Raw genomic sequence first — 23821 nt, 5'->3', positions numbered from 1 at the left:
ATCCGCGAGGCGCAGGTGTTTCGGCCTGCGCTGCGCGCGGCCTTCGTCATCAACCGGCGCGTGAGCACCACGGTGATCGGACGCGAAGCACGCGGCGCGCTGGCCGAGCAGCCGCTTCCTGCGCTGCGCGCGGAAGTGCATCAACGCATCGTGTTCGCCGACAGCGTGGCTGCTGGCCGGCTGGCACGCGAGACGGCGCCGGACAGCGTCGCCGCGCGCGAAATCACCGCACTGGTGGACGAACTGCTGCGGTGGCCGACATGAGCAGCCCCGCCAGCAAGCGCACGACAAAGCGCGTCGGCATCGGCGCGCGTCCGCCCGCGAATCCGCACGCCGAGGCGTGGATTCGCCAGGGCGACGCCGATGCGCTGGGCAAGGGCGACCTCTACACCGCACGCCTGACGCTCGACATCACGCCCGCAATGCGGGCGCGCATCAAGGTGTCGGCGTTCACGCAAGGCGTGACGGTGGCCGAACTGCTGCGCGGCCTGCTGGAGCGCGAGTTTCCAGAACAACGCAGGGAGAACACACCATGACCGCATCCGCTTCGTCTGCCCCCGCGCCTGTTGCCTTCGCGGCCACGGCTGCACCGTCGCCGCCACTCCTAGCACACGCGACGGGGCCAACATCAACGCCGCTAACGCGCGTTTCGCTGGCCTTCCTGGAGCACCGTTTCAAGCTCTACCTGCGCTTCGGCGAACCGGCGCGCACGCTGCGGCTCGACCGCTGGCGCAGTCTCGCCGTATTCATGCCGAATGCCATGTTCTGCCGCATTCGCTGGCAGTCCACCGACTACGGCACTGTTCGCTGGCAGCTCATGGTGATGCAGGCTTGCACGCCGCTGGACGCGGCGCAGCGCATCCCCGGTGTGCAGCCGGGCGCACGCCTGCTGCTGCACACCGAGGGCGAGAACCAGGTGCGCGCCGTGCTGGAGCGCATCGACGCCATCGAGGCGCTGGGGATCGCGCCATCCGCCGCTTCACCCGCGTACTGGCGCACGCTCGCCAACCGGCTCGCTGCGCGCCTGCCGCTGCCCGAATACACCGCCGAGCGGCACGCCGGATGGCTCATCGGGAGGGCGCTGCCATGACCGCCGTTTCGACTGTCGGCACCGCGCCGCGTCCTCGCTCACGCCTGCGCGCTCGCATCGTGCTCGCGTGCCTGTCTGCCTGCGGCCTCGCTGCGCTGGCCTGGGCGTCCTTCGTGCATCCGCTGCCGCGCATCATCTACAACCCGTCCGACAGCGTGGCGGTCGGCTGGTATCGCGTGGAACCGCTCCACCAGCGTACCGACTCGCTGCACCAGCCTTTGTCCGTTGGCAGCATCGTCTTGACCACGTTGCCGGCAGACACCGCCGCGCTGGCCGCGCAGCGCCGCTACCTGCCGGCGCGCGTGCCGCTGCTCAAGCGCGTGGGCGCCGTCGCGCCGCAAACGGTGTGCGTGTTTGATGCGCTGGTCTGGATCGACGGCGTGCCGGTGGCCGCCGTGCTGCCCGCCGACCGGCTGGGCCGTCCGCTGCCTTCCTGGCGGCAGTGCCGCCAGCTTCGGCCTGGCGAACTGTTCCTCTTGAGCGTGACCAACCCGGCGTCGTTCGACAGCCGGTATTTCGGGCCGGTCAGCGCATCCGCCGTGATCGGCGTCGCGCATCCGATCTGGCTGGAATCCCGCCCATGATGGCCGTCGATTCGCTGCACGTTGCCATGCATCTCATCGTGCCATCGGGCGTGTCGTCCTGCTGGTCGTCGCCGTGTCGTCGCGCGTGCAGTGCGGGTGCATTCGCACCGCACTTCGCGCTGTCTCCGGCGCAGCCGTCCAACGTGCAGGCGTCTTGCCTCGAACGCGCCCGGCCTGCGGCCGTATCCGCGTTCGCCGGCGCGCTGGCTGCTGGTGCAGCAGCGCCACCGGGCCGCGATTGCCGGGAGCGGATGCGGGAGGCAAATGCGGAAGGCAAGACAAAAGGGAGCGGCACCTGTCGGCCCGCAAAGCCAGTCTGCACGTGGGGTTGGCGCAGCACGGAGCGGCTTCGCCGCCGTGCCGCGTGGAGCGCGAGGCTCGCGCCAATGCTGGCATGTGCGTGTGCTTCGCACGAGAGGACACGCCAGAGCTTGCAGGGAGCGCAGCCATGACCGACCGCCGCGACGACGATTTCCGCATCCGCCCCAGCGCCCCGAAGAACCGGGGCCAGGGCTTCGTTTCCAAGGTGCTCAAGCAGGCAGGCAAGGCCAGCAGCGGCAAGTCGTCGGTGCGTCGTCCTGGCGCTGCCAGCGGCTCCGGGAGGGGCACCGGCCAGCGGCCCGGCTCGCGCCTGGGGCGCGGCCACACGGCGGCGCGCTTCGTCGGAGCGAAGCTCACGCCCGTGTCGCGGCGCGTGACTATCAAGACGCTGCTGGTCAATCAGCAGCGGGCCAGCCCGCAGTCGCTCGCCAAGCACCTGCGCTACATTGAGCGCGACGGTGTGGGCCGCGATGGCGAGCCGGGTCAAGCCTACGGGCCGCAGACCGATGCCGCCGACCTCGACGCCTTCAAGGAACGCTGCGTCGACGACCGGCATCACTTTCGGTTCATCCTCTCGCCCGAGGATGGCGCCGAGCTGGAAGACCTGCGCACCTACACGCGGCACCTGATGGGCCGAATGGAGGCCGACCTGGGCACACGGCTGGAGTGGGTGGCCGTCGATCACTGGAACACCGACAACGCGCATACCCACCTGATCGTGCGCGGGCGCGACGACACCGGCAAAGACCTCATCATCGCCGGCAACTACATCGCCGATGGCTTCCGCCATCGCGCCGCCGAACTGGCGACCGAATGGCTCGGGCCGCGCACCGAGCTGGAGATCCAGCAGACCTTGCGGCGCGAGGTGGAGCAAGAACGGTGGACGAGCCTGGATCGCACGCTCAAGCGCGAGCTGGGCGACGATGGCCTGGTGCATGTCGAATGCCTCAACGAGCCGAGATTGCAACGCCAGCGCCTGCTGCTGATCGGCCGCCTGCAACGCTTGCAGCGCCTGGGCTTGGCCGATGAGATACAGCCGGGCACCTGGGCTGTCCATGCCGACGCCGAAAAGACCCTACGCGCCCTGGGCGAGCGCGGCGACATCATCCGCACCATGCAGCGGGCCATGCGCGGCGAGCCGCGCGAGCTGGCGGTGTTCGAGCCGGGCGACGATGGCCAAACCATCCTCGGCCGCGTGGCCGCGAAGGGGCTTGCCGACGAGCTGCGCGACCGGGGCTATCTGGTCATCGACGGCGTGGACGGCAAGGCCCACTACGTCGCGCTCAACGCCCGCGACGAGCTGGCGAACTACCCGATTGGCGCCGTGGTGGAGGTAAAGGGGGCAGCCGATGTGCGCGCGGCCGACAAGAACATCGCCGCGCTGGCGAGCGATGGCCTGTACCGCACCGATCATCACCTTGCGATTGAGCAAGGCCGGGCCAAGCCCGGCCGCGATCCGCAGGAAGTCGTCGCGGCCCACGTCCGCCGGCTGGAAGCCTTGCGCCGCGCCGGCATCGTGGAGCGCGTGGCCGAGGGACTATGGAAGATGCCGGACGACCTAGCCGAACAGGGCCGCCGCCACGACGCGCAGCGCCTTGGCGGCGTGGCTGTGGAACTGAAATCGCATCTGCCCATCGAGCGGCAGGCTCGCGTGATCGGGGCCACCTGGCTCGACCAGCAATTGATCGGTGGTGGCTCGGGCTTGGGCGACCTGGGCTTTGGTGGCGAGGCCAAGCAGGCGATGCAGCAGCGCGCCGACTTCCTGGCCGAACAGGGAATGGCCGAGCGGCGCGGGCAGCGCGTGATCGTCGCCCGGAACCTGCTGGGCACACTGCGCAATCGGGAGCTAGCGCAGGCCGCGAAGGACATTGCCGCCGACACCGGCCTGGAGCATCACCCGGTGGCCGACGGGCAGCGTGTGGCCGGCATCTACCGGCGCTCCGTCATGCTGGCCAGCGGTCGCTACGCGATGCTCGATGACGGCATGGGATTCAGCCTAGTGCCGTGGAAACCAGTGATCGAGCAACGGCTAGGTCAGCAACTTGCTGCCACTGTACGCGGCGGTGGCGTGTCATGGGAGATCGGACGACAGAAAGGCATGTCCATCACCTGACGAGCACCTGCTTCCGACGAGCCGAAACTGCGCCCATCCACGATCTGCATTCTCCCGCAATGGCGGGAGGCCAACCTAAGCGATGCGAGGCAGCGTTAGATCAAATTTAGTCGCTGTATCGTTGGACGTTGCCTGCACATGTCCACCATGAGCTTCGGCAATTGATTTGACGATCGCCAGTCCGAGGCCGGCCCCCGCGGACTTGCGCTGGCGGGCAGGGTCGGCGCGGTAGAAGCGATCGAAGAGCTTGGGCAGATCGGCGTCCGATATCCGCTCACCCGGGTTCTCGACGCGAATGACCGTTCCCTGGTCGTCCTGTTTGAGCGTGACGATGATCCGAGCCTCGCGCGGCGTGTAGCGAATGGCATTGGAAAGAAGGTTGCCGATGGCCCGCGACAACATCTCGCGATCCGCCAGGACCGGCTCGACCGCGCCCTTGAGGCTGAGCGTGATGTGTCGATCGTCGGCGAGGGCCTCGTAGTAGTCGAACAAGCCCCGGACCAGCGCACTCAGGTCGACCTGGCTCATGCGGATGTTGCGTGGATCGTTCTCGGTCTGCGCGAGAAACAGCATGTCCGCGATCATGCGACTCATGCGATCGAACTCCTCCAGATGGGAGTACAGGATCTCCCGGTACTCTTCGGCGCTACGGGGCTGCCCCAACACCACATGGGTCTGTGTCACGAGGTTGGTCACCGGGGTGCGCAGCTCATGCGCAATGTCGGCAGAGAAGTGCGACAAGCGGGCAAAGCCTTCCTCGATGCGCGCCAGCATGTCGTTGAAGGCGAACACCAACTCTGACAGCTCGATCGGCACGTCGCGTGGGTCGAGTCGCACGTCCAGTTTGGACGAACGGATGGCACGGATTTTCTCGTTGACCTTGCGGATCGGCAGATGCCCCCAGTGGACCGCCAGCCAAGCGGCCAGCAGCGCAATGCACAGGACCATGAAGGTCACCCAACGCAGCATGCGCTGGAACTCCCCGAGGAATTCCAGGTGGAAGCCGATGTCCATGGCAGCGAGGATGCGGTAGCGTGGCGCATCCGAAGTAGGGCCTGCTGCAAATTCGAACGCAACGCCCCGGTAGGACCGCTGACGATCCTGCCACACCGCCAACTCCTCGGCGTCGATCTGCGCCAGAGGCTTGGGGGCCAGGTTCATCTTGGACAGGTCAGGACCCGCCGTGGCGTAGATGGTGTTGCCTGTCTGGTCGTAGACGGCGTAGCTCATCCCGTGGTGCCCCGCCACCGCATTGGCAAGTTGCTGCCCCAGCGCGTCGCGGTCCATGTCGTCGCCCTGACGCAAGGGCTCGGCCAGGGCCGAGATGACCGCGTCCAGTTCATGCGCGTCCTGTTGCGCAAAGTGATGCTCCAACGATCGGACGATGGCCCACTGGAAACAGAGGAACACCAAGGTGATGGCCGCGCCGATCAATGCCGTCACGCGCAGGGCGAGCGAAGCGGGACTGCGCCGCCGGGTCGGCCTGACCTGCTTGGCGTGGCCAATGGCCGACGTCTCAGGTTTAGAGGCCGTCATCGGTGTCGAGCGTGTAGCCCATGCCGCGCACGGTGTGGATCAGCTTGGGGTTGAACGCATCGTCGATCTTCGCGCGCAGCCGGCGGATCGCCACGTCGATCACATTGGTGTCACTGTCATAGTTCATGTCCCACACCTGGGACGCAATCAGCGAGCGCGGCAGCACTTCTCCCTGGCGACGTGCCAGCAGCTCCAATAAGGCGAACTCCTTGACGGTCAGCGCGATACGCTTGCCGGCCCGTGTGGCGCGTCGGCGTGCCAGATCGAGCTCCAGGTCGACAATCTGAATGCGGTCGGGTTGGCTCGGCGCAGTGCCGCGTCGCAGCAGCGTGCGCACGCGCGCCAGTAACTCCGAAAACGCGAACGGCTTAACCAGGTAGTCATCGGCGCCAAGTTCCAAGCCCTTGACCCGATCGTCCACGCTGCCGCGCGCTGTCAGGAACAGCACCGGGACCTGTTTGCCCGCCGCCCGCAGCGAGCGCACGATGCGCCAGCCATCGACGTCCGGCAGCATGACATCCAGAACGATCAAATCGTAGGACTCGCTCATGGCCAGGTGATGGCCCTCCAGGCCGGTGCGGGCCAAGTCCACGATGAAGCCTGCCTCCTGCAGGCCTTGGCGCACATAGTCCGCCGTCTTGGCTTCGTCCTCGACGACCAGCATCTTCATGGCTTTCCTTACAGAATCGTTGCGGTGAGAGGGGCCGCGTGGGACTTTTGCGCCCACTACCGGGCAATGTACCGCTCTGCCCCTTCCCGAAGGATGACACAACCATTACATGAAAGTAATGGACGGGTCATGGGTTGGAAAACGCCCCCTCCTTAGGATGTCCTCCATGCGTCGAACCTTGTGCGTTGGACCCTGAGACCAGCGGGCTGGCCGGGTCCGGGCAAGGACGACTGTCGTTGACCCCCTGGAGGATCCCACCCTATGCCGCGCTCGCCTTTTCTAATCATGCCCCCGGGCTTGTCCCGGCGGCGGTTCGTACAGGGCTTGGCCGCCGGTGGCGTCATGGCTGGCCTGTCGACACCCGCGCTCAAGGCGTTTGCGCAGCAGGGCCCTGGAACGGTCGGGGGGCCTCGCGTTCTGAGCGGCAACGAGTTCGATTTGGTGGTGGCTGAGTCGCCCGTCAATTTCACAGGCAAGCCCGGTATCGCAACCACGATCAACGGCACTATTCCCGCGCCAACGCTGCGCTGGCGCGAAGGAGAAACGGTCACCATCCGCGTGACCAACAAGCTGCGCGAGTCCACCTCCATCCACTGGCACGGCATCATCCTGCCCTACCAGATGGACGGCGTGCCCGGCATCAGCTTCGACGGCATTGCGCCGGGCGAGACCTTCACCTACCAATTCAAAGTCGAGCAAAGCGGTTCGTATTGGTACCACTCGCACTCCGGCATGCAAGAGCTCACCGGCATGTATGGGGCGATCATCATCGATCCGGCCGGGCCCCAGACCATCCACGCCGACCGCGAGCATGTGCTCGTGTTCTCGGACTGGACCGACGAAGACCCGATGCGGATCTTCGCCAAGCTCAAGTCCCAGAGCGATTACCTGAACTTCAACCAGCCCACCGTCATCGACTTCTTCCGCGACGTTTCGCGCGATGGCATGGCTGCTGCGCTCGGCAAGCGCAAGATGTGGAACGAAATGCGGATGAACCCGACCGATCTCGCCGATCTGTCCTCCGCGACCCTGACCTACCTCGCCAACGGCACGACCCCGGCGGGCAACTGGACGGGCCTGTTCCGTCCGGGCGAACGCGTGCGCCTGCGCATGGTCAACGGCGCGGGTAACACCTTCTACGACGTACGCATCCCTGGGCTCAAGCTCACCGTCGTGCACGTCGATGGCGTGGATGTGGAGCCCGTGACGGTCGACGAATTCCGCTTCGGCCCGGGCGAGACCATCGACGTCATCGTTCAGCCACGCGACGACGCCTACACGATCTTCGCGCAGGCCATGGAGCGCACCGGGTATGCGCGTGCCACCTTGGCAGTGCGCGAGGGCCTGCAGGCGCCGGTGCCTGCCTTGGATCCGGTGGAATGGCTCGGCATGGGCGACATGATGGGCGGCATGGACCACGGCGCTTCGGGCCAGGATGCCGGCATGACGGGAATGACCGGCATGACGGGAATGGCTGGCATGGCTGGCATGGCCGGCATGGCCGGCATGGCCGCGACCCCGATGACTGGCATGAACCACGGCGCGATGGGCGGGATGAACCATGGCGCCATGAACCACGGCGGCATGGCCATGGACCACAGCCAGCATGCCGCGGGCGCGCTGGCTGTGCCAAGCACCACGGCGCGCCACGCGCGCACCGAATACGGCGCGAGCACGGACATGCGGGTCGACATGGCGCGCACCAACCTGGATGACCCCGGCATCGGCCTGCGCAACAACGGGAGGCGTGTCCTGACCCTCGCGGATCTGCACACGCCATCGGGTCCGCTGGACAAACGGGGCCCCGGCCGTGAGGTCGAGTTGCACCTGACGGGCAACATGGAGCGCTATTCCTGGTCTCTGGACGGACTGGAGTTCGGCAAGTCCACGCCGGTCCATTTTCGCTACGGCGAGCGCCTGCGGGTCATCTTGCACAACGACACGATGATGACCCATCCCATGCACCTGCACGGTTTGTGGAGCGAGCTGGAGAGCCCGGATGGCCGCTTCCTCGCCCGCCGGCACACCCTGCCGGTGCAGCCCGCGCAACGCATCAGTTTCCTTGTGACGGCCGACGCGCTCGGACGCTGGGCCTGGCATTGCCATCTGATGTTCCACATGGATGCCGGCATGTTCCGCGAAGTCGTGGTGTCCTGAGCCCAGCACAAGGAAGATCCAGAATGTCCCAAGCACTCCCCCTTCGCGCACTGTCCATCGCGCTCATGGCCCTTGTCGGCGTGGCCACACAAGCCCGGGCGCAGAACGACCACAGCGCCCATGGTCAAGCCGCTCCCCGCGCCACACCCGCGCCAGCAGTCGCACCTGCCGCAACCGCGAATCCTGCCGCCGCTGACCCGCATGCCGGACACGGGGCTCCCGCCAGCGGCGCGCCGTCTTCGCCCTCTGCGCCGGCCACGCCTGCCGCTGCCGCGGCGACCGATCCTCATGCCGGGCATGGTGCGCCCGCCAGTGGCGCCTCCTCCGCGACCGCCGCACCGGCCATGGACCACGGCAACATGCGCATGCAAGGCGGCTCGGCCCCGCCCGATGCGCGCGATCCGCACGCCTACTCCAATGGCCTCAAGCTGGGATCGGGTGACTACGCCGTGCCGGGCGTGCCACGGCTCATGCTGGCCGACGAGCACGCCTTCTTCTCGCTACGGGCCGAAACCCTGGAGCGTCGCTTCACGCGCAATGGCGGCAATGACACGGCCTACGGCCTGCAAGCCTGGTATGGGAACGCCTTCAATCGGGCGGTGCTCAAGGCCGAGGGCGACGTGGCGGGCGGCAAGTTCGAAGAGGCGCGCACCGAACTGCTGTGGGGCCATGCGGTCTCCACCTTCTGGGACACGCAACTGGGCGTCCGCCTGGACACCGGCGAGGGACCAAGCCGCCAGTGGCTGGCCTTCGGCATCCAGGGACTCGCGCCGTACTGGTTCGAGTTGGACGCGACCGCCTACGTGGGCAGCGGCGGCAGGACCGCGCTGCGCCTGGAGGGCAGCTACGAGATGCTGCTGACCCAGCGCTTGGTGCTCGAGCCGCGCGCCGAGCTGCAGTTCTACGGCAAGGACGATCCAGAGCGGCGCATCGGCAAGGGCCTCGCCGAAGCGTCCGCGGGCCTGCGACTGCGCTACGAGTTCAGCCGCCAGTTCGCGCCCTACATCGGCGTGGAGCGCGCGGGCAGCTTCGGCCAGACCGCCGACTACGTGCGCGCCTCGGGCGGCCGCCCCCTGCAAACACGCTGGGTGGCCGGTGTGCGCTTCTGGTTTTAGTTGGTAACACGTCGACGTGAGGAGTGGGCAAAGCATGAACACGACAACACAGCACACGCAGCGTCCGGTCGAAGCGAAGCGCCGAGCCGCCATCGCGGGCGTCCTTGCCTTGCTGCTGGCGGGCCCCGTCCTGGCCCAGGAGCGGCTGACGGCCAAGGTCTGGAAGGACCCGAGCTGCGGCTGCTGCAAGGACTGGATCACGCACATGGAGCAGGCTGGGTTCGAGGTGCAGGTTTTCGATAGCGGCAACAACGCCGCGCGAGCGCGCCTGGGCATCGCGCAGAAGTTCGGCTCCTGTCACACGGCGCAGATCGGGCGATACGCCATCGAGGGCCATGTCCCGGCCGCAGACATCCGTCGTCTACTGCGGGAAGCACCGCGGGCCATCGGCCTGGCCGCACCAGGCATGCCGGTCGGCTCGCCCGGCATGGACGGTCCCGTGTACGGTGACCGCAAGGACGCCTACGACGTGTTGCTGTTGACGGCGGACGGCAAGAGCACGGTCTTCCAGTCGCATCGCTGAACACGGATCCGGGAGAGCTTTTTATGCACCATGCGCACACGCAGACACCCAGCGGCCGCCCCCAATTCTGGCGGTCGCGCTACGGCCTGGCTTTCCTGATCTTGGTGCCAATCGCGGCCGTCGCTGCGTACTTCCTGCTGAAGGGGCACTTGACGCATATCGCAGGCTATCTGCCATTCCTGCTGCTTGCGGCATGTCCGCTGATGCACCTCTTCATGCACCGAGGCCACGGTCACCGCGCCGACGACAACAACACCGAGCCGTCGCGGGAAGGCAAGGAAGCGTCGAACGCGGTCCCGGCTTCCGGCGGCGAGCAGCGATGAACGAAGCGAAGCTGCACGCCCGCGCGTCTTTTCTATGAGGTGTGAGTGCGGCGCTCCACGGTATTTGAGGATGTCGGACGAACCCTTCGCGCTTATCGCGCCGCTTGAACTTAGGCGAGGCCAGCACACAACATGAACTCTTCCCTCCCATCGTCAGGTCATGGACATCCCCCTCACGACGCGCCTAAGGACGCGTCGGGCTCCCGCCCACATGCGCACCACGAGGACCACGAGCACAGTGCCGACCTGCCCAAGAACGACGGCGCAAGTTCATCGGATGCCTCGAAGCCCGAGGCCGGAGAACGGGATCCCGTCTGCGGCATGGCGGTCGCGTCGCAGTCACCGCACCGTTCCAGCCGCGAAGAGCGCACCTACTTCTTCTGCAGCGCCGGCTGCAAGAACAAGTTCGACACGCAGCCGCTGCGCTACGTGCACACGGCAAAGGATCCGATGGCGCAGGCCGCGCCAACGCCCGCCGCAGCGCCGGGCTCGGTCTACACCTGCCCGATGCATCCGGAGATTCGCCAGGACCACCCTGGTACCTGCCCGAGGTGCGGCATGGCGCTGGAGCCGCTGTTGCCCGACCTGGACGATGACAACCCCGAGCTTCGCGACTTCTCTCGCCGGTTCTGGTGGACGCTGCCGTTGACGCTCGTGGTGCTGGCGCTCGCCATGGCGGGCGAGCGGTTGCATCTGATGGACATGGCCACGCAGAGTTGGGTCGAGCTGGTGCTGTCGCTGCCGATCGTGCTGTGGGCGGGTTGGCCCTTCTTCTCGCGCGGCTGGCAGTCGGTGGTGCACCGCAGCCCGAACATGTGGACCCTCATCGGCCTGGGTACGGGAGCCGCCTTCCTCTACAGCGTGGTAGCGACCGTGGCACCACAGGTGTTTCCGGCTTCGTTCTTCTCCATGGGCCGCGTCGGGGTGTACTTCGAGGCCGCGGCCGTCATCATCTCGCTGACCCTGCTGGGCCAGGTGCTGGAACTCAAGGCCCGCTCGCAGACCTCTGCGGCAATCAAGTCGCTGCTGGGACTGGCGCCCAAGACCGCGCGCCGCATCGGCGCTGATGGGCGCGAGGAGGATGTGCCGCTCAGCCATGTGCACGTGGGCGATTTGCTGCGCATCCGCCCCGGCGAGAAGGTGCCCGTCGACGGCGTGGTGCACGAGGGCAGTAGCGCGGTCGACGAGTCCATGCTGACCGGCGAGCCGCTGCCGGTGAGCAAGCGCGCGGGCGACAAGGTGATCGGCGCCACACTCAACACCAGTGGTGCACTGGTCATGCGGTCGGAGCGCATCGGTTCTGACACCGTGCTCTCGCAGATCGTGCAGATGGTTGCCCAAGCTCAGCGCTCCAAGGCGCCCATGCAACGCATGGCCGACCTCGTCGCGGGCTACTTCGTGATGGTCGTGGTCGCCATCGCGTTGACGACGCTCTTCGTCTGGGGGTTCTACGGGCCGCAACCGGCCTGGGTGTATGGGCTGATCAATGCCGTTGCGGTCCTCATCATCGCTTGCCCGTGCGCGCTGGGCTTGGCCACACCGATGTCCATCATGGTGGCCACCGGCCGCGGCGCCACGCAGGGCGTGTTGTTCCGAGATGCCGCGGCGATCGAGAACCTGCGCAAGGTCGATACGCTGGTCATCGACAAGACGGGCACCCTGACGCAAGGTCGTCCCGCCTTCGACCGAGCCGTCGCCGTTGCTGGCTTCACCGACCAGGAGGTGCTTCGCCTGGCGGCCAGCCTGGACCAGGGCAGCGAGCACCCCTTGGCCGACGCCATCGTGCAGGCTGCCCGGGCCCAGGGGTTGCAACTCGCCAAGCCGCAAGGCTTCGAATCGGGGACCGGCATCGGCGTGCGAGGCAAGGTCGAGCAGCGCCAGTTGGCGCTGGGCAACACGGTGCTGATGCAGCAGGCGGGTGTTTCGGTTGATCCACTGGTGCCGCAGGCGGAGGCGCTGCGCAGCGAGGGCGCGAGCGTGATGTACCTGGCGGTCGACGGTCAGCTTGCCGGCCTGCTGGCCGTGTCCGATCCGGTCAAGGACAGCACCCCTGAGGCTTTGGCCGCGCTCAAGGCGGCCGGCCTGCGCGTCATCATGGCCACCGGTGATGGACATACCACCGCCAAGGCGGTGGGTGCCCGCCTGGGCATCGACGAGGTCCATGGCGAGGTCAAGCCGGCCGACAAGCTGCAGTTGATCGAGCGTCTGCAGAAGGAAGGCCGTGTCGTCGCCATGGCGGGTGACGGCATCAACGATGCACCGGCTCTGGCCAAGGCGGACGTGGGCATCGCCATGGGCACGGGCACCGACGTGGCGATGAACAGCGCGCAGGTGACCCTGGTCAAGGGTGACCTTCGGGGCATCGCCGTGGCGCGCACGCTTTCGGTCGACACGGTGCGCAACATGAAGCAAAACCTCGTGTTCGCTTTTCTCTACAACGCGCTCGGCATCCCGGTTGCTGCCGGCGTGCTCTATCCCTTCACGGGCTGGCTGCTGTCCCCCTTGATCGCGGCTCTGGCCATGAGCCTCAGTTCGGCGTCGGTGGTCGGCAACGCCTTGCGCCTGCGTGGTGCCGGGCCCCGAGGGCAATGACCGGTCAAGAACTGAACCAGGAGGTCGCTATCGCGCCACACAACCATCTGATCGGACTGCGCTCCATCGAGCCGCGTGCAGTCCGTGTTCGCTCAATCCCCCAACCTTTCAACACCAAGATAGGAACTTCCATGACCCGCTCTGCACTGATTGCCAAACTCATCACGCCGATCGCCGCCAGCCTGTTCGCGACCGCCGCTTTCGCGCATCCCGCGCTGGTGTCTTCCACGCCCGCCGACAAGTCCGAAGTCGATGCCCCGGCGACCATCGAGCTGAAATTCACCGAGACGCTCGTGCCGCAGTTTTCGGCGGCTAACCTTGTGATGACAGGCATGCCGGGCATGCCCAACCACGGCAACATGAAGATCAACGCCAGCGTGGCTGCTGCCGGCGACGGAAAGACCATGGTGATCACACCTGCGCAGCCGCTGCGCGCCGGCGACTACCGCGTTGAATGGCGTGCCGTTTCCTCAGACACGCATCCGATCACGGGCAATGTGAGCTTCAAGGTCAAGTAAGCCGATGGCCGGGGATTGGTTGACCATCGCATTGCGCCTGGCGCTGTACCTGGACTTGGCGGCGGCTTTTGGCGTCGCCTTGTTCGCTCTGTACGCGCTGGGCCGCGACGAGCGATCCTCGGCGGTTGCACATCGCTTCAGGACCTTGGTCGGTGCTGCCGCGGCTCTCGGAATCGTGCTCTCGGTTTGGGCGCTGACCGTCCTGGCCAAGGCGATGTCGGGTGCCCAGAGCTATGCGGAGCTGACGACGCACGTCTTCGAAATGCTCATCACGGGGACGCACATGGGGATCTCATGGTGCGTGCGCATCATGGCGCTGCTGCTGTGCGTGCTGTTGGCCGTGCTAAGGCTCAATCCGACGCTGCGCTTCGTGGGCTTGGCAGCCTCGAGCGGTACGGCCCTGGCAACGCTCGCCTGGGTGGGGCACGGGGCCATGGATGACGGGCTGCGCGGATACTTTCACCTCGGCAATGACATCGCGCATCTGTGGACTGCCGGAGCCTGGGTCGGCGCCATCGTAGCGTTCCTGCTGCTGGCGACGTTGAGGAGCGACCGAGCACTCGATGCACCACAAAGCATGCTGCGACTGCTGAGTCGCACGTCCAACGGCTTTGCCCGCATCGGCACGCTGATCGTGATCGTGCTTACGGCGAGCGGAATCCTCAACTACCTACTGATCGTTGGGCCCTCGATCGGGCCACTGTTCTCGACGCTCTACGGGCGGTTGCTGTTGCTGAAGTTGGCGCTGGTCGGGGGTATGCTCGCGCTGGCAGCGGCGAATCGATACAGGTTGAGTCCCGGCCTCCAGGCCTCGCTTGAATCAGGCAATACAGGCACGGCTGTCGCCAAGCTGAGGCGAAGTTTGTCTGCGGAAGCAACTCTTGCGGTGCTTGTCATGGCAAGCGTCGCCTGGCTTGGCATTCTGTCTCCGACGCAGGTGTGATCTCTTGATTTCGATTCCATGACGAAGCATGAGCGCGATGTAATGGCGACGTCAGCGCTTTGACGAGACCAGGCTTCTAAATTAGCGGTGCGGCGGAATTCTCTCGTCGTCAATTTTAAGAAGCTAATCATGAAGTCACGCATTCTTGTTGTTGCCCTGCTGAGTGTTCTCGCTGCGCCCGCGTTTGCCGGTGATGCGGCTGCTCATGCCGCCAAAGAAATGATCCCACTGAACAATGGAGGGACGCTGTACTTCTTCAAAGATGGACGCATGGCGCAAGAGGATTGCTTTGGGCGTGCTGTGCACCAGAAGATTGGTTCGTCTGTAGTCACGAAGGATGGGCTGATGGTCACCATCACCAGCAATGAAGTTGCTCCCCTCAGCTCGCTGCTTGAACAGGATCACGGCGGGTAATTCACGCGATCTGCTGATGCCTCCCAATGGCGTCAGAAAGAAGTCCCAGCGCCTGTCCGATTCGGATAGGCGCATGGCCTTCAGTGACTACCCCGGACAGAAGATTCAATGTGTAGGTTCAAATAACACTTATTAGGAGATTAGTTTGTGGAGCTTCGTCATCTACGATGTTTCCTCGCTGTAGCAGAGGAGCTTCACTTTGCCCGCGCTGCCGAGCGGTTGCACATCGACCAATCTCCGTTATCTCGCACCATCAAGGAGTTGGAGGAAGAACTCGGCGCACGCCTGTTTGTCCGCACCACTCGCAGCACACAACTGACCCGCGCTGGACGGCTGTTTCTGGAGCACGTTCAGCGAGTCTTTACAGTGCTGGAGCAGGCCCGCGATAGTGTTAAGTCCGCCGCCAACGGCTTTTGCGGCCAGTTGCGTATTGCCTTGTCCGATGGCGTCACGCCTTCGCGCCTGCCGGCATTGCTGGCGCGCAGCCGCGAAGAAGACCCCGAGGTGGAAATCCGATTGTTCGAGGTGCCCCTGGATCAGCAGATCAAGGGGCTTCATAGCGACCTGTATGACGCGGGCTTCTCGATGGCAGAGGATGCAGGTGATGGCATCATCGTCACTCCTGCATGGGAAGACGAATTGATGGTTGCGGTACCAGCCCGCCATCCGGTGCTTGCCTTCAAACAGATCCCGCTGAAGGAGGTGCTGCGCCATCCGCTGGCGCTGGGCGACCCAGCAGTGTGCGAAGGCCACGCACGCCAGGTCGATCGGTTCCTACGCACATGCGGACAAGAGCCGCTGATCGCGCAGCGCGTGGCGACCTTCGACGTGATGATGACTTTAGTCTCCGCTGGCTTAGCATTGGGCTTGGCGGGCGAGGCGCATATTGCTTCCAGCCGCGAGCCGGGAGTCGTGGCCCGGCGCTTGGCGGGCAAGCCGACTATGCTCATGACCTATCTGCTGCGCCGCGATACGGAGCCGTCAGAAATGCTGGCTCGATTTATCGAACGAGTAGATTTTATTGATGCGGCTGATGAACTCGGCATCCCCGAAGACCTTCCACGCGACCGATAGTAGGAATAAGGCTATGAACAAAGTGATATTGCTGATATTGGTCACTGCACTGCCTGCATGCGGTCCTTCTCAACCTTCGGAAACCGTGGATGCGCTCGTAGCCAATCCCGAACGCATCAAAGAGATTCAACGTCAATGCAAGGAAGACCGCGCGAAGGTTGGCGACGAACTATGTCTGCGTGCTGCCGAAGCCGCCAAACGGCGATTTTTCGGTGATCGGCCCGAGCAGAAATCCAAGTAGGTTATCTCTCGGTCGCATCGCTGCGACGAAGTTCTCGCTGTTACCTCACTACGCCGCAATGCGCTCGCGCTTGCGGCGTTTTTATTGCTTTCGCCTCTAAAGGAAATCTGACTTTTTGGGCCTAAATTGCCGCCACATCGGCCTTTGACCGACCTGCGCGAACGCCTTGATCCTCAGTGCTGCGGCACCTCTGTGTGCCGTGATCGGAGGCGAGGTTATGCAAGGGACGAACGTGCTGTTTGGTCAGATCGCCGTGGTATTCGGCATCGTGATCGCTGGGGTGTGGAGCGCCACACAATGGACAGCAGCAACCCTTGGCTATCAACTACGCCTTGGCTCGCCCTGGTTCGATCTTCTTGGCACGCCGATCTACCACCCGTGGAAACTGTTCGAGTGGTGGTTCTTCTTCGATGCCTACGCGCCCCGCGTGTTCGATACCGGCGGCGCCATCGCGGGCGGCAGCGGCCTGCTGGCGGTGGTGGTCGCCATCGGTATGTCGATCTGGCGCTCGCGCCAATCGCGGCTGGTTACGACCTACGGCTCGGCACGCTGGGCGAACGCGGAGGACATTCGTAGAGCCGGCCTCACACAGCCGGCCGGGGTGTTCCTCGGCCAGCACGATCGCCAGTACCTGCGCCACGAAGGCCCGGAACACGTCCTGACCTTTGCGCCCACGCGCTCGGGCAAAGGCGTCGGTCTGGTGGTGCCGACGCTGCTTTCCTGGCCGGCCTCGGCCGTCATCCACGACATCAAGGGCGAGAACTGGCAGATCACCGCCGGCTGGCGCTCGCGCTTCTCGCATTGCCTGCTGTTCAACCCGACCGATGCGAAGTCAGCGGCCTATAACCCGCTGCTGGAGGTACGGCGCGGCGCGCATGAGGTGCGCGACGTGCAGAACATCGCTGACATCCTCGTTGACCCCGAAGGGGCGCTAGAGAAGCGAAACCATTGGGAAAAAACCTCGCACGCGCTGCTGGTCGGGGCCATCCTGCATGTGCTCTACGCAGGCGAAGACAAGACTCTGCGCGGCGTCGCCAACTTCCTCTCCGACCCGGCCAGTCCGTTCGAGCTGACCTTGCATCGGATGATGACTACGCCGCACCTCGTGAACGAGGAAGGTGGTGGCCCACATCCCGTGGTGGCATCCGCTGCGCGCGAAGTCCTCAACAAGAGCGATAACGAACGCTCGGGCGTGCTGTCCACGGCCATGTCGTTCCTCGGCCTGTACCGCGATCCCACGGTGGCCGAAGTCACCTCGCGTTGCGACTGGCGCATCGCTGACCTGATCGCTGCCGAGCATCCGGTATCGCTGTACCTCGTGGTGCCGCCTTCGGACATTTCGCGGACGAAGCCGCTCATTCGCCTGATCCTCAACCAGATCGGCCGGCGCCTCACCGAGTCGCTCGACGGCTCCGACGGCATTCAGCGCCGCCACAAGCTGCTGCTGATGCTCGATGAGTTCCCGGCGCTGGGGCGGCTCGACTTCTTCGAGACGGCGCTGGCCTTCATGGCGGGCTACGGCATCCGCAGCTTCCTCATCGCGCAGTCGCTCAACCAGATCGACAAAGCCTATGGCCAGAACCATTCGATTCTGGACAACTGCCATGTGCGCGTGACCTTCGCCACGAACGACGAGCGCACGGCCAAGCGCATTTCCGAAACGCTCGGCACCGCTACCGAGCTGCGCGCGCAGCGCAACTACGCGGGCCATCGGCTCGCGCCGTGGCTGGGCCACCTGATGGTGTCGCGGCAGGAGACGGCCCGCCCGCTGCTGACGCCGGGCGAGGTGATGCAGCTTCCGCCTGACGAGGCCGTGGTGATGGTGTCCAGCGTGGCACCGATCAAGGCGAAGAAGCTGCGCTACTACGCGGACGCCAATTTCAAGCGCCGCGTGCTGCTGCCGCCCGCGCTGGCGGAAGGACAGTACGCCGACGCGCCGCCATTGCGGCCCGACGACTGGAGCGGGTTGGCGATTCCCGCCGTGCCAGCTGCGCTGGCCACGGCATCCGCCGATGGCCTGGGTTCCACGGATGACGGCGGCCTGCGCCGCCAGCCCGAGCTTTCCGAAACCGTCGCCTACGACCCCGAGCTGGCCGCGTCCACAGCCGACCTCGCGCTGCTCGATGACGACGACGACCTGCCGCTTCCCCTTCCGCGCCAGCTTGATCCGGCCATGCAGCGCAGCGCCCGGCTGGCTTCCCTCGACCCCAACGACGGAATCGAGCTATGAGCCATTACCGCCTGAACCTCTTTATCCAGCCCGAGCACGCCAAGCGGCTCGACGAACTGGCTGCCAAGAAAGGCGTGTCCAAGTCGTCCATCGTCGCGGCGGCACTCGCATCGTGGCTGTCGCCCGATACCGCCGACCAGCGCGAGGCGGCCCTTGCCAAGCGGCTTGATCGCCTGTCGCGCCAAGCCGATCGCATGGAGCGCGACCAGAACATCGCCATCGAAGCGCTGGCGCTGTTCATCCGCTACTACCTGACCGTGAGCACGCCGGTTGCAGAGGCGCACCAAGACGCGGCACGCGCGCAGGGCAAAGCGCGCTTCGAGCAGTTCACCGAGCAGCTTGGCCGCCACCTGCTGCGGGGCCGCAGCCTAGTGCGCGACGTGGTGGAGGAACTGCATCCCGACCCAATGCGGATGGAAGACGCGGCGGCAGCCACGCAAGCGCAGGAGCGTGCGTCATGAGCGCCGTTCCGCAGCCCATGAGCACCACGTCGCTCGACCGGCGCATCCAAATGCTGCGCACGGCGATGGGGCCGCTGATCGTCGCCGCGCTCGAAGACCCGGACGTGGTGGAGGTGATGCTGAACCCTGATCGCACCCTTTGGGTGGATCGGCTTTCCAGTGGGCGCGCGCCGATGGGCGTGGAGTTGCCGGAGACGGACGGCGAGCGAATCATTCGCTTGGTCGCGGCCCACGTCGGCGCAGAAGTCCATCGCGGGCAACCGCTGCTGTCCGCCGAGTTGCCCGAAACCGGCGAACGCTTCGAGGGCATCTTGCCGCCCGCTGCGCCGGGGCCGGCCTTCGCGCTGCGCAAGCGCGCCATCGGCGTCATTCCTCTGTCGCGCTACATCGAGGACGGAATGGTGACCGCCGAGCAGGCGGGCTTTCTCGTTCGCGCCGTGCGCGAGCGCCAGAACGTCCTGATCGCGGGAGCCACGAGCAGCGGCAAGACCACGCTCGCCAATGCGCTGCTGGCCGAGATTGCCGCTACCGGCGACCGAGTGCTGGTGCTCGAAGACACCATCGAGTTGCAATGCGCGGCCCGCGACCATGTGCCGCTGCGCACGCGCGCCAGCGTCGTGTCCATGACCGAGCTGGTGCGCTCGTCCATGCGCCTGCGGCCTGATCGCGTCGTCGTCGGCGAGGTGCGCGGCGCCGAGGCGCTGGATCTCATCAAGGTGTGGGGCACGGGTCATCCCGGCGGCATCGCCACGATCCACGCCGGCTCCGCGCTGGGCGCGCTGCTGCGCCTGGAGCAACTGATTCTCGAAGTGGCGGTGAATCCGCCCCGTGCGCTGATCGCCGAGGCGGTCAACGTGGTGATCCACATCGCCGGGCGCGGGCGCAAGCGCCGCATCGAGAGCATCGCCCGCGTCGTCGGCTTCGACGGCGTTGGCTACCAATTGGCGGATTGGGGTGCGGACGCGCTGGACACGCCGTTTCCCGAGTTGTCGCCAAACCCCGATGCCGCACCCGCTGCGGCGACCTCCCGATCCCCTGACTCACTTGGAGAACTGCCATGACGCAGATGATCGTTCCTGCTTTCCGTCTTTCCGTAAATCCGCTTTCGCACCTGTCGGGCCTCGCGCGGCTGCGCAGCCTTGCCCGCCCTGCGGGGCACGGGCTGCTGCTGGCCGCGCTGCTGCTGTTCCTGGCAGGCACCGCGCAGGCCGCCGGTTCCTCGATGCCGTGGGAAGGCCCGCTGCAATCCATACTCGAATCCATCCAGGGGCCGGTGGCGCGCATCGTCGCGGTCATCATCATCATCGCCACGGGCCTCGCGCTCGCTTTCGGCGACACGTCGGGCGGATTCCGCAAGCTGATCCAGATCGTCTTCGGCCTGTCCATCGCCTTCGCGGCTTCCAGCTTCTTCCTGTCGTTCTTTTCGTTCTCGGGCGGGGCTGTCGTATGAGCATGCCCGATACCTTCGCGGCCGGGTTCGAGGTGCCGTTGCACCGCTCGCTGACCGAGCCGATCTTGCTGGGCGGTGCGCCGCGAACGGTCGCCATTGCGAACGGCACGCTGGCCGCCGCTGTCGGGCTGGGCCTGCAACTGTGGATTCCTGGCGTGGTGCTCTGGATCGTCGGCCATTCGCTGGCGGTGTGGGGCGCGCGCGTCGATCCGCAGTTCATGGCCGTGTTCGCGCGGCACATCAAGCACCGCCCGCTGCTGGACGTGTGAGGGGGATGCCACGATGCTGAACCTCGCCGAATACCGCCAGCGCCCGGCCTTGCTGGCCGACTGGCTGCCCTGGGCCGGGCTGGTCGCGCCAGGTGTTGTGCTGAACAAAGACGGTTCGTTTCAACGATCGTTCCAGTTTCGCGGCCCTGACTTGGACAGTGCCACACAGGGCGAACTGATTGCCACGTCGGCACGGCAGAACAACGCGCTTCGCCGCACCGGGTCTGGCTGGGCCTTCTATATCGAGGCCGAGCGGGTGCAGGCTTCGAGCTATCCGCAGTCCTCCTTTCCCGAACCACTGTCCTGGATGGTGGATGAGGAGCGACGTGCGGCATTCGAGGAGTCGGACAGCCATTTTGAGAGCATCTACCACTTCACGCTGCAATATCTACCGCCGGAGGAATCTCGCACCCGCGCGGCGGGAATGCTGTATGAGAACCGGCCCACCGAAGGCGTGGACTGGCGCGGCCGGCTCGATGCCTTCGTGGCGGAAACCGATCGCGTCTTCGACCTGCTCGATGGCGTGACGCCGGAGATTGCCTGGCTGGACGACAGCCAGACGCTGACCTACCTGCACGCCACCATCTCGACGCGGCGCTACCGCGTCGGCGTGCCCGAGGTGCCGTTCCACATCGACGCGCTGCTGACCGACTCCGCGCTGGTCGGTGGCCTGGCGCCCATGCTGGGCGACCAGCACCTGCGCGTGGTATCGGTGCGGGGCTTTCCGACCTCGACCTGGCCGGGGATTCTGGACGACCTCAACCGCCTGGGCTTTGCGTATCGCTGGAGCACACGCTTTCTCTGCCTGGACAAATCCGAGGCGGAAAAAGAACTCACCCGCTTGCGCCGCCAGTGGTTTGCAAAAAGGAAGAACGTCATCGCGCTGCTGCGCGAAACGATCTTCCAGCAGGAAAGCCCGCTGGTCGATACCGACGCCAGCAACAAAGCGACCGACGCCGATGCCGCCTTGCAGGAACTGGGCAGCGATCAAGTCGCCTTCGGCTATCTCACCGCCACGGTGACGGTGCTCGATGCCGACCCGGCCGTAGCCGACGAGAAGCTGCGCATGGTGGAGCGGGTCATCCAAGGGCGCGGCTTCGTCACCATCCCGGAAACGCTCAACGCCGTGGATGCGTGGCTGTCATCCATTCCAGGCAACGCTTACGCCAACGTGCGCCAGCCCATCGTCTCGACGCTGAACCTGGCGCACATGATGCCGGTGTCGGCGGTATGGGCCGGGCCGGAGAAGAACGACCACCTCGATGGCCCGCCGCTGATCGTCACGCGCACCGATGGCGCGACGCCGTTCCGGCTGGTGACGCACATCGGCGACGTGGGCCACACGCTGGTCGCGGGGCCGACTGGCATGGGCAAGTCGGTCTTGCTCGCCACGTTGGCGATGCAATTTCGCCGCTATCGCGGCTCGCGCATCTTCGCCTTCGACATGGGCCGCTCCATGCGGGCCACCATCCTCGGCCTGGGCGGCGAACACTACGACCTGGGCACGGATGGCGAAATCGCCTTCCAGCCACTGGCACGTATCGACCGCGAGGGCTACCGCACCTGGGCCGCCGAATGGATCGAAGGCCGCTTGCTGCACGAAGGGGTGCCGGTCGGCCCTGACGAGAAGGCCGCCATCTGGTCGGCGCTGGGAAGCCTTGCCGGTGCGCCGATGGGGCAGCGCACGATGACCGGGCTTTCCGTCCTCTTGCAGTCCAACGCGCTGCGCCAGGCGCTCGCGCCGTATGTGCTCGGCGGCGCGCACGGCAAGCTACTGGATGCCGACCATGACCGTCTCGGCATGGCCGACGTGCAGTGCTTCGAGATGGAGGAGCTGATGCACAGCAAGGCCGCCGTCATGGCCGTGCTGCATTACCTCTTTGCGCGTTTCGACGAACGCTTCGACGGTGCGCCCACGCTGCTAATCCTCGACGAAGCGTGGCTGTTCCTCGACGACCCGGTGTTTGCCGCGCGTATCCGCCAGTGGCTCAAGACGCTTCGCAAGAAGAACGTCAGCGTCATCTTCGCCACGCAGAGCCTCGCCGACATCAAGGATTCGAGCATCGCGCCCGCGATCATCGAGAGCTGCGCGAGTCGGATTTTCTTGCCCAACCCGCAGGCCACCGAGCCGCAGATTCGCACGATCTACGAAGGCTTCGGCCTCAACAGGCGGCAGATCGAAATCGTCGCCACCGCACAGCCCAAGCGCGACTACTACTACCAATCCCGCCTCGGCAACCGCCTGTTCGACCTCGACCTGGGGCCGGCGGCGCTGGCGTTTGCGGGCGCATCTACGCCACAAGACCAGCGCGACATAGACCGCGTGCTGCTGGACGCCGGCGTGCCCGGCTTCGCGGGCGCGTGGCTGCGCCATCGCGGCCTTGATTGGGCGGCCGATCTGTTGCCCTCGTTCCCCGGCCTCGCGCCGGGTTCCCTTGCTGACCAACCCCTGGAGAACCTGCCATGAAGAAGCGTCTTATTGCCGCCGCCATCGCGGCCATGCTTTGCACCGCCACCGCCCATGCGCAATGGGTCGTGGTCGATCCCACGAACCTCGTGCAGAACACGCTGACCGCGATCCGCACGCTGGAGCAGATCAACAACCAGATCCAGCAGCTCCAGAACGAAGCGCAGATGCTGATGAACCAGGCGCGCAACCTGGCCAGCCTGCCGTCCAGCGTGGTCGGCCAGTTGCGCGCCAATCTGGCGACCACGCAGCGGCTGATCGACCAGGCGCGCGGCCTGGCCTACGACGTGACCAATCTGGATCGGGAGTTTCAGCGCCTGTACCCCGAGCAGTACGCCGCCACGGTGAGCGGCGACCAGATGTACCGCGACACGCAGGAGCGGTGGAAGAACACGCTCAACGGCTTGCAGACCACGATGCAGATGCAGGCCCAGGTGTCGCAGAACCTGGGCGAAGACGAAAGCGCGCTGGCCGACCTCGTGGGCAAGAGCCAGTCGGCCCAAGGTGCGCTGCAAGCGATGCAAGCCATGAACCAGTTGCTGGCCTTGCAGGCCAAGCAATCCATCCAGTCGCAGCGGCTCCAGATCACGCAGGATCGCGCTGCCGCGCTGGAACTGGCGCGGCAGGCGGCAGCCACGGAGCGCGGACGCGAGGTGACGCGCCGCTTCCTGGGGAGTGGCACGCCGTACACGCCGCAATCCGTCGATTTCTACAACCACTGACGAGGTGC

General features: G+C 65.7%; 23 protein-coding genes and 1 pseudogene. 22 read left to right on the top strand and 2 right to left on the bottom strand.

The window, feature by feature from the left end:
• From PO605_RS06085 to PO605_RS06065, 5 genes and pseudogenes are all read left to right on the top strand, one after another.
• Positions 1 to 264: pseudogene (locus PO605_RS06085) on the top strand (ParA family partition ATPase); the annotation flags it as partial.
• Complete coding sequence (locus tag PO605_RS06080; protein ID WP_012202388.1) at positions 261 to 536, top strand: hypothetical protein; 276 nt, start codon at positions 261 to 263, stop codon at positions 534 to 536. The pseudogene PO605_RS06085 and the gene PO605_RS06080, both read left to right, overlap by 4 nt.
• Positions 533 to 1090, top strand: coding sequence for a DUF2840 domain-containing protein (locus PO605_RS06075; RefSeq protein WP_012202387.1), 558 nt, complete (start codon positions 533 to 535; stop codon positions 1088 to 1090). Before PO605_RS06080 ends, PO605_RS06075 begins: the two co-directional genes overlap by 4 nt.
• Positions 1087 to 1674 (top strand): S26 family signal peptidase, encoded by a 588-nt coding sequence (locus PO605_RS06070; protein WP_012202386.1) that lies wholly within the window; start codon positions 1087 to 1089, stop codon positions 1672 to 1674. The genes PO605_RS06075 and PO605_RS06070 overlap by 4 nt, the downstream gene beginning before the upstream one ends.
• A 448-nt stretch (positions 1675 to 2122) precedes the next feature.
• Complete coding sequence (locus PO605_RS06065) at positions 2123 to 4108, top strand: relaxase/mobilization nuclease domain-containing protein (RefSeq protein ID WP_009517021.1); 1986 nt, start codon at positions 2123 to 2125, stop codon at positions 4106 to 4108.
• Positions 4109 to 4183: 75 nt separating this feature from the next.
• On the opposite strand, the gene PO605_RS06060 is transcribed toward PO605_RS06065, so the two are convergent.
• Positions 4184 to 5644, bottom strand: a complete 1461-nt coding sequence (locus PO605_RS06060) for a heavy metal sensor histidine kinase (RefSeq protein WP_074931800.1) — start codon at positions 5642 to 5644, stop codon at positions 4184 to 4186.
• Positions 5631 to 6314 carry a heavy metal response regulator transcription factor gene (locus tag PO605_RS06055; RefSeq protein ID WP_009517023.1) on the bottom strand — a complete coding sequence of 228 codons (684 nt, stop codon included), beginning with the start codon at positions 6312 to 6314 and terminating at the stop codon, positions 5631 to 5633. Before PO605_RS06055 ends, PO605_RS06060 begins: the two co-directional genes overlap by 14 nt.
• Positions 6315 to 6575: 261 nt before the next feature.
• On the opposite strand from PO605_RS06055, the gene PO605_RS06050 reads away from it, so the two are divergent.
• The 17 genes from PO605_RS06050 to trbJ all read left to right on the top strand — a co-directional run bounded on the left by PO605_RS06050 (position 6576) and on the right by trbJ (position 23813).
• Positions 6576 to 8471, top strand: a complete 1896-nt coding sequence (locus PO605_RS06050; RefSeq protein ID WP_074931803.1) for a copper resistance system multicopper oxidase — start codon at positions 6576 to 6578, stop codon at positions 8469 to 8471.
• Positions 8472 to 8494: 23 nt separating this feature from the next.
• Positions 8495 to 9586 carry a copper resistance protein B gene (locus PO605_RS06045; RefSeq protein WP_174484801.1) on the top strand — a complete coding sequence of 364 codons (1092 nt, stop codon included), beginning with the start codon at positions 8495 to 8497 and terminating at the stop codon, positions 9584 to 9586.
• A 34-nt stretch (positions 9587 to 9620) separates the two neighbouring features.
• Entirely contained in the window at positions 9621 to 10109 is a 489-nt protein-coding gene (locus tag PO605_RS06040) for a DUF411 domain-containing protein (RefSeq protein ID WP_009517026.1), read from the top strand.
• Positions 10110 to 10132: 23 nt separating this feature from the next.
• Positions 10133 to 10432, top strand: a complete 300-nt coding sequence (locus PO605_RS06035) for a DUF2933 domain-containing protein (RefSeq protein WP_009517028.1) — start codon at positions 10133 to 10135, stop codon at positions 10430 to 10432.
• A gap of 132 nt (positions 10433 to 10564) precedes the next feature.
• Complete coding sequence (locus PO605_RS06030; protein WP_074931806.1) at positions 10565 to 13024, top strand: heavy metal translocating P-type ATPase; 2460 nt, start codon at positions 10565 to 10567, stop codon at positions 13022 to 13024.
• Positions 13025 to 13155: 131 nt separating this feature from the next.
• Positions 13156 to 13542: a copper homeostasis periplasmic binding protein CopC gene (gene copC, locus PO605_RS06025; RefSeq protein WP_009517030.1), complete on the top strand. Its 387-nt coding sequence runs from the start codon at positions 13156 to 13158 to the stop codon at positions 13540 to 13542.
• 4 nt (positions 13543 to 13546) lie between these two features.
• Positions 13547 to 14485 carry a copper homeostasis membrane protein CopD gene (gene copD / locus PO605_RS06020; protein WP_009517031.1) on the top strand — a complete coding sequence of 313 codons (939 nt, stop codon included), beginning with the start codon at positions 13547 to 13549 and terminating at the stop codon, positions 14483 to 14485.
• 129 nt (positions 14486 to 14614) lie between these two features.
• Positions 14615 to 14899, top strand: a complete 285-nt coding sequence (locus PO605_RS06015; RefSeq protein ID WP_039878134.1) for a CopK family periplasmic copper-binding protein — start codon at positions 14615 to 14617, stop codon at positions 14897 to 14899.
• 147 nt (positions 14900 to 15046) lie between these two features.
• On the top strand, positions 15047 to 15973 hold the full coding sequence (locus tag PO605_RS06010; RefSeq protein ID WP_009517033.1) for a LysR family transcriptional regulator: 927 nt from the start codon (positions 15047 to 15049) through the stop codon (positions 15971 to 15973).
• Positions 15974 to 15986: 13 nt separating this feature from the next.
• Positions 15987 to 16214: an EexN family lipoprotein gene (locus PO605_RS06005; protein WP_016451559.1), complete on the top strand. Its 228-nt coding sequence runs from the start codon at positions 15987 to 15989 to the stop codon at positions 16212 to 16214.
• 217 nt (positions 16215 to 16431) lie between these two features.
• Positions 16432 to 18444, top strand: a complete 2013-nt coding sequence (locus PO605_RS06000; RefSeq protein ID WP_009517035.1) for a conjugal transfer protein TraG — start codon at positions 16432 to 16434, stop codon at positions 18442 to 18444.
• Positions 18441 to 18905 (top strand): ribbon-helix-helix protein, CopG family, encoded by a 465-nt coding sequence (locus tag PO605_RS05995; RefSeq protein ID WP_009517036.1) that lies wholly within the window; start codon positions 18441 to 18443, stop codon positions 18903 to 18905. Before PO605_RS06000 ends, PO605_RS05995 begins: the two co-directional genes overlap by 4 nt.
• The gene (gene trbB, locus PO605_RS05990; protein WP_009517037.1) at positions 18902 to 19966 is read left to right on the top strand and encodes a P-type conjugative transfer ATPase TrbB; all 1065 of its coding nucleotides are present in this window, start codon (positions 18902 to 18904) and stop codon (positions 19964 to 19966) included. Before PO605_RS05995 ends, trbB begins: the two co-directional genes overlap by 4 nt.
• Positions 19963 to 20355, top strand: a complete 393-nt coding sequence (locus PO605_RS05985) for a TrbC/VirB2 family protein (protein WP_009517038.1) — start codon at positions 19963 to 19965, stop codon at positions 20353 to 20355. Before trbB ends, PO605_RS05985 begins: the two co-directional genes overlap by 4 nt.
• Positions 20352 to 20624 carry a VirB3 family type IV secretion system protein gene (locus PO605_RS05980; RefSeq protein ID WP_009517039.1) on the top strand — a complete coding sequence of 91 codons (273 nt, stop codon included), beginning with the start codon at positions 20352 to 20354 and terminating at the stop codon, positions 20622 to 20624. The genes PO605_RS05985 and PO605_RS05980 overlap by 4 nt, the downstream gene beginning before the upstream one ends.
• A 13-nt stretch (positions 20625 to 20637) precedes the next feature.
• On the top strand, positions 20638 to 23091 hold the full coding sequence (gene trbE, locus PO605_RS05975) for a conjugal transfer protein TrbE (RefSeq protein ID WP_009517040.1): 2454 nt from the start codon (positions 20638 to 20640) through the stop codon (positions 23089 to 23091).
• Positions 23088 to 23813, top strand: coding sequence for a P-type conjugative transfer protein TrbJ (trbJ, locus tag PO605_RS05970; RefSeq protein WP_009517041.1), 726 nt, complete (start codon positions 23088 to 23090; stop codon positions 23811 to 23813). Before trbE ends, trbJ begins: the two co-directional genes overlap by 4 nt.
• Positions 23814 to 23821: the final 8 nt, after the last annotated feature.

Source organism: Delftia sp. DT-2, assembly GCF_028401915.1.
Classification (GTDB): Bacteria; Pseudomonadota; Gammaproteobacteria; order Burkholderiales; family Burkholderiaceae_C; genus Comamonas; species Comamonas tsuruhatensis.
Note: the sequence above shows the minus strand (reverse complement) of the source record. Positions and strands in the feature narration are given on the sequence as shown.

Coding starts and splice junctions, on each gene's coding strand:
- PO605_RS06080 (WP_012202388.1), top strand. CDS start 261: ATGAGCAGCCCCGCCAGCAAGCGCACGACAAAGCGCGTCGGCATCGGC.
- PO605_RS06075 (WP_012202387.1), top strand. CDS start 533: ATGACCGCATCCGCTTCGTCTGCCCCCGCGCCTGTTGCCTTCGCGGCC.
- PO605_RS06070 (WP_012202386.1), top strand. CDS start 1,087: ATGACCGCCGTTTCGACTGTCGGCACCGCGCCGCGTCCTCGCTCACGC.
- PO605_RS06065 (WP_009517021.1), top strand. CDS start 2,123: ATGACCGACCGCCGCGACGACGATTTCCGCATCCGCCCCAGCGCCCCG.
- PO605_RS06060 (WP_074931800.1), bottom strand. CDS start 5,644: ATGACGGCCTCTAAACCTGAGACGTCGGCCATTGGCCACGCCAAGCAG.
- PO605_RS06055 (WP_009517023.1), bottom strand. CDS start 6,314: ATGAAGATGCTGGTCGTCGAGGACGAAGCCAAGACGGCGGACTATGTG.
- PO605_RS06050 (WP_074931803.1), top strand. CDS start 6,576: ATGCCGCGCTCGCCTTTTCTAATCATGCCCCCGGGCTTGTCCCGGCGG.
- PO605_RS06045 (WP_174484801.1), top strand. CDS start 8,495: ATGTCCCAAGCACTCCCCCTTCGCGCACTGTCCATCGCGCTCATGGCC.
- PO605_RS06040 (WP_009517026.1), top strand. CDS start 9,621: ATGAACACGACAACACAGCACACGCAGCGTCCGGTCGAAGCGAAGCGC.
- PO605_RS06035 (WP_009517028.1), top strand. CDS start 10,133: ATGCACCATGCGCACACGCAGACACCCAGCGGCCGCCCCCAATTCTGG.
- PO605_RS06030 (WP_074931806.1), top strand. CDS start 10,565: ATGAACTCTTCCCTCCCATCGTCAGGTCATGGACATCCCCCTCACGAC.
- copC (WP_009517030.1), top strand. CDS start 13,156: ATGACCCGCTCTGCACTGATTGCCAAACTCATCACGCCGATCGCCGCC.
- copD (WP_009517031.1), top strand. CDS start 13,547: ATGGCCGGGGATTGGTTGACCATCGCATTGCGCCTGGCGCTGTACCTG.
- PO605_RS06015 (WP_039878134.1), top strand. CDS start 14,615: ATGAAGTCACGCATTCTTGTTGTTGCCCTGCTGAGTGTTCTCGCTGCG.
- PO605_RS06005 (WP_016451559.1), top strand. CDS start 15,987: ATGAACAAAGTGATATTGCTGATATTGGTCACTGCACTGCCTGCATGC.
- PO605_RS06000 (WP_009517035.1), top strand. CDS start 16,432: ATGCAAGGGACGAACGTGCTGTTTGGTCAGATCGCCGTGGTATTCGGC.
- PO605_RS05995 (WP_009517036.1), top strand. CDS start 18,441: ATGAGCCATTACCGCCTGAACCTCTTTATCCAGCCCGAGCACGCCAAG.
- trbB (WP_009517037.1), top strand. CDS start 18,902: ATGAGCGCCGTTCCGCAGCCCATGAGCACCACGTCGCTCGACCGGCGC.
- PO605_RS05985 (WP_009517038.1), top strand. CDS start 19,963: ATGACGCAGATGATCGTTCCTGCTTTCCGTCTTTCCGTAAATCCGCTT.
- PO605_RS05980 (WP_009517039.1), top strand. CDS start 20,352: ATGAGCATGCCCGATACCTTCGCGGCCGGGTTCGAGGTGCCGTTGCAC.
- trbE (WP_009517040.1), top strand. CDS start 20,638: ATGCTGAACCTCGCCGAATACCGCCAGCGCCCGGCCTTGCTGGCCGAC.
- trbJ (WP_009517041.1), top strand. CDS start 23,088: ATGAAGAAGCGTCTTATTGCCGCCGCCATCGCGGCCATGCTTTGCACC.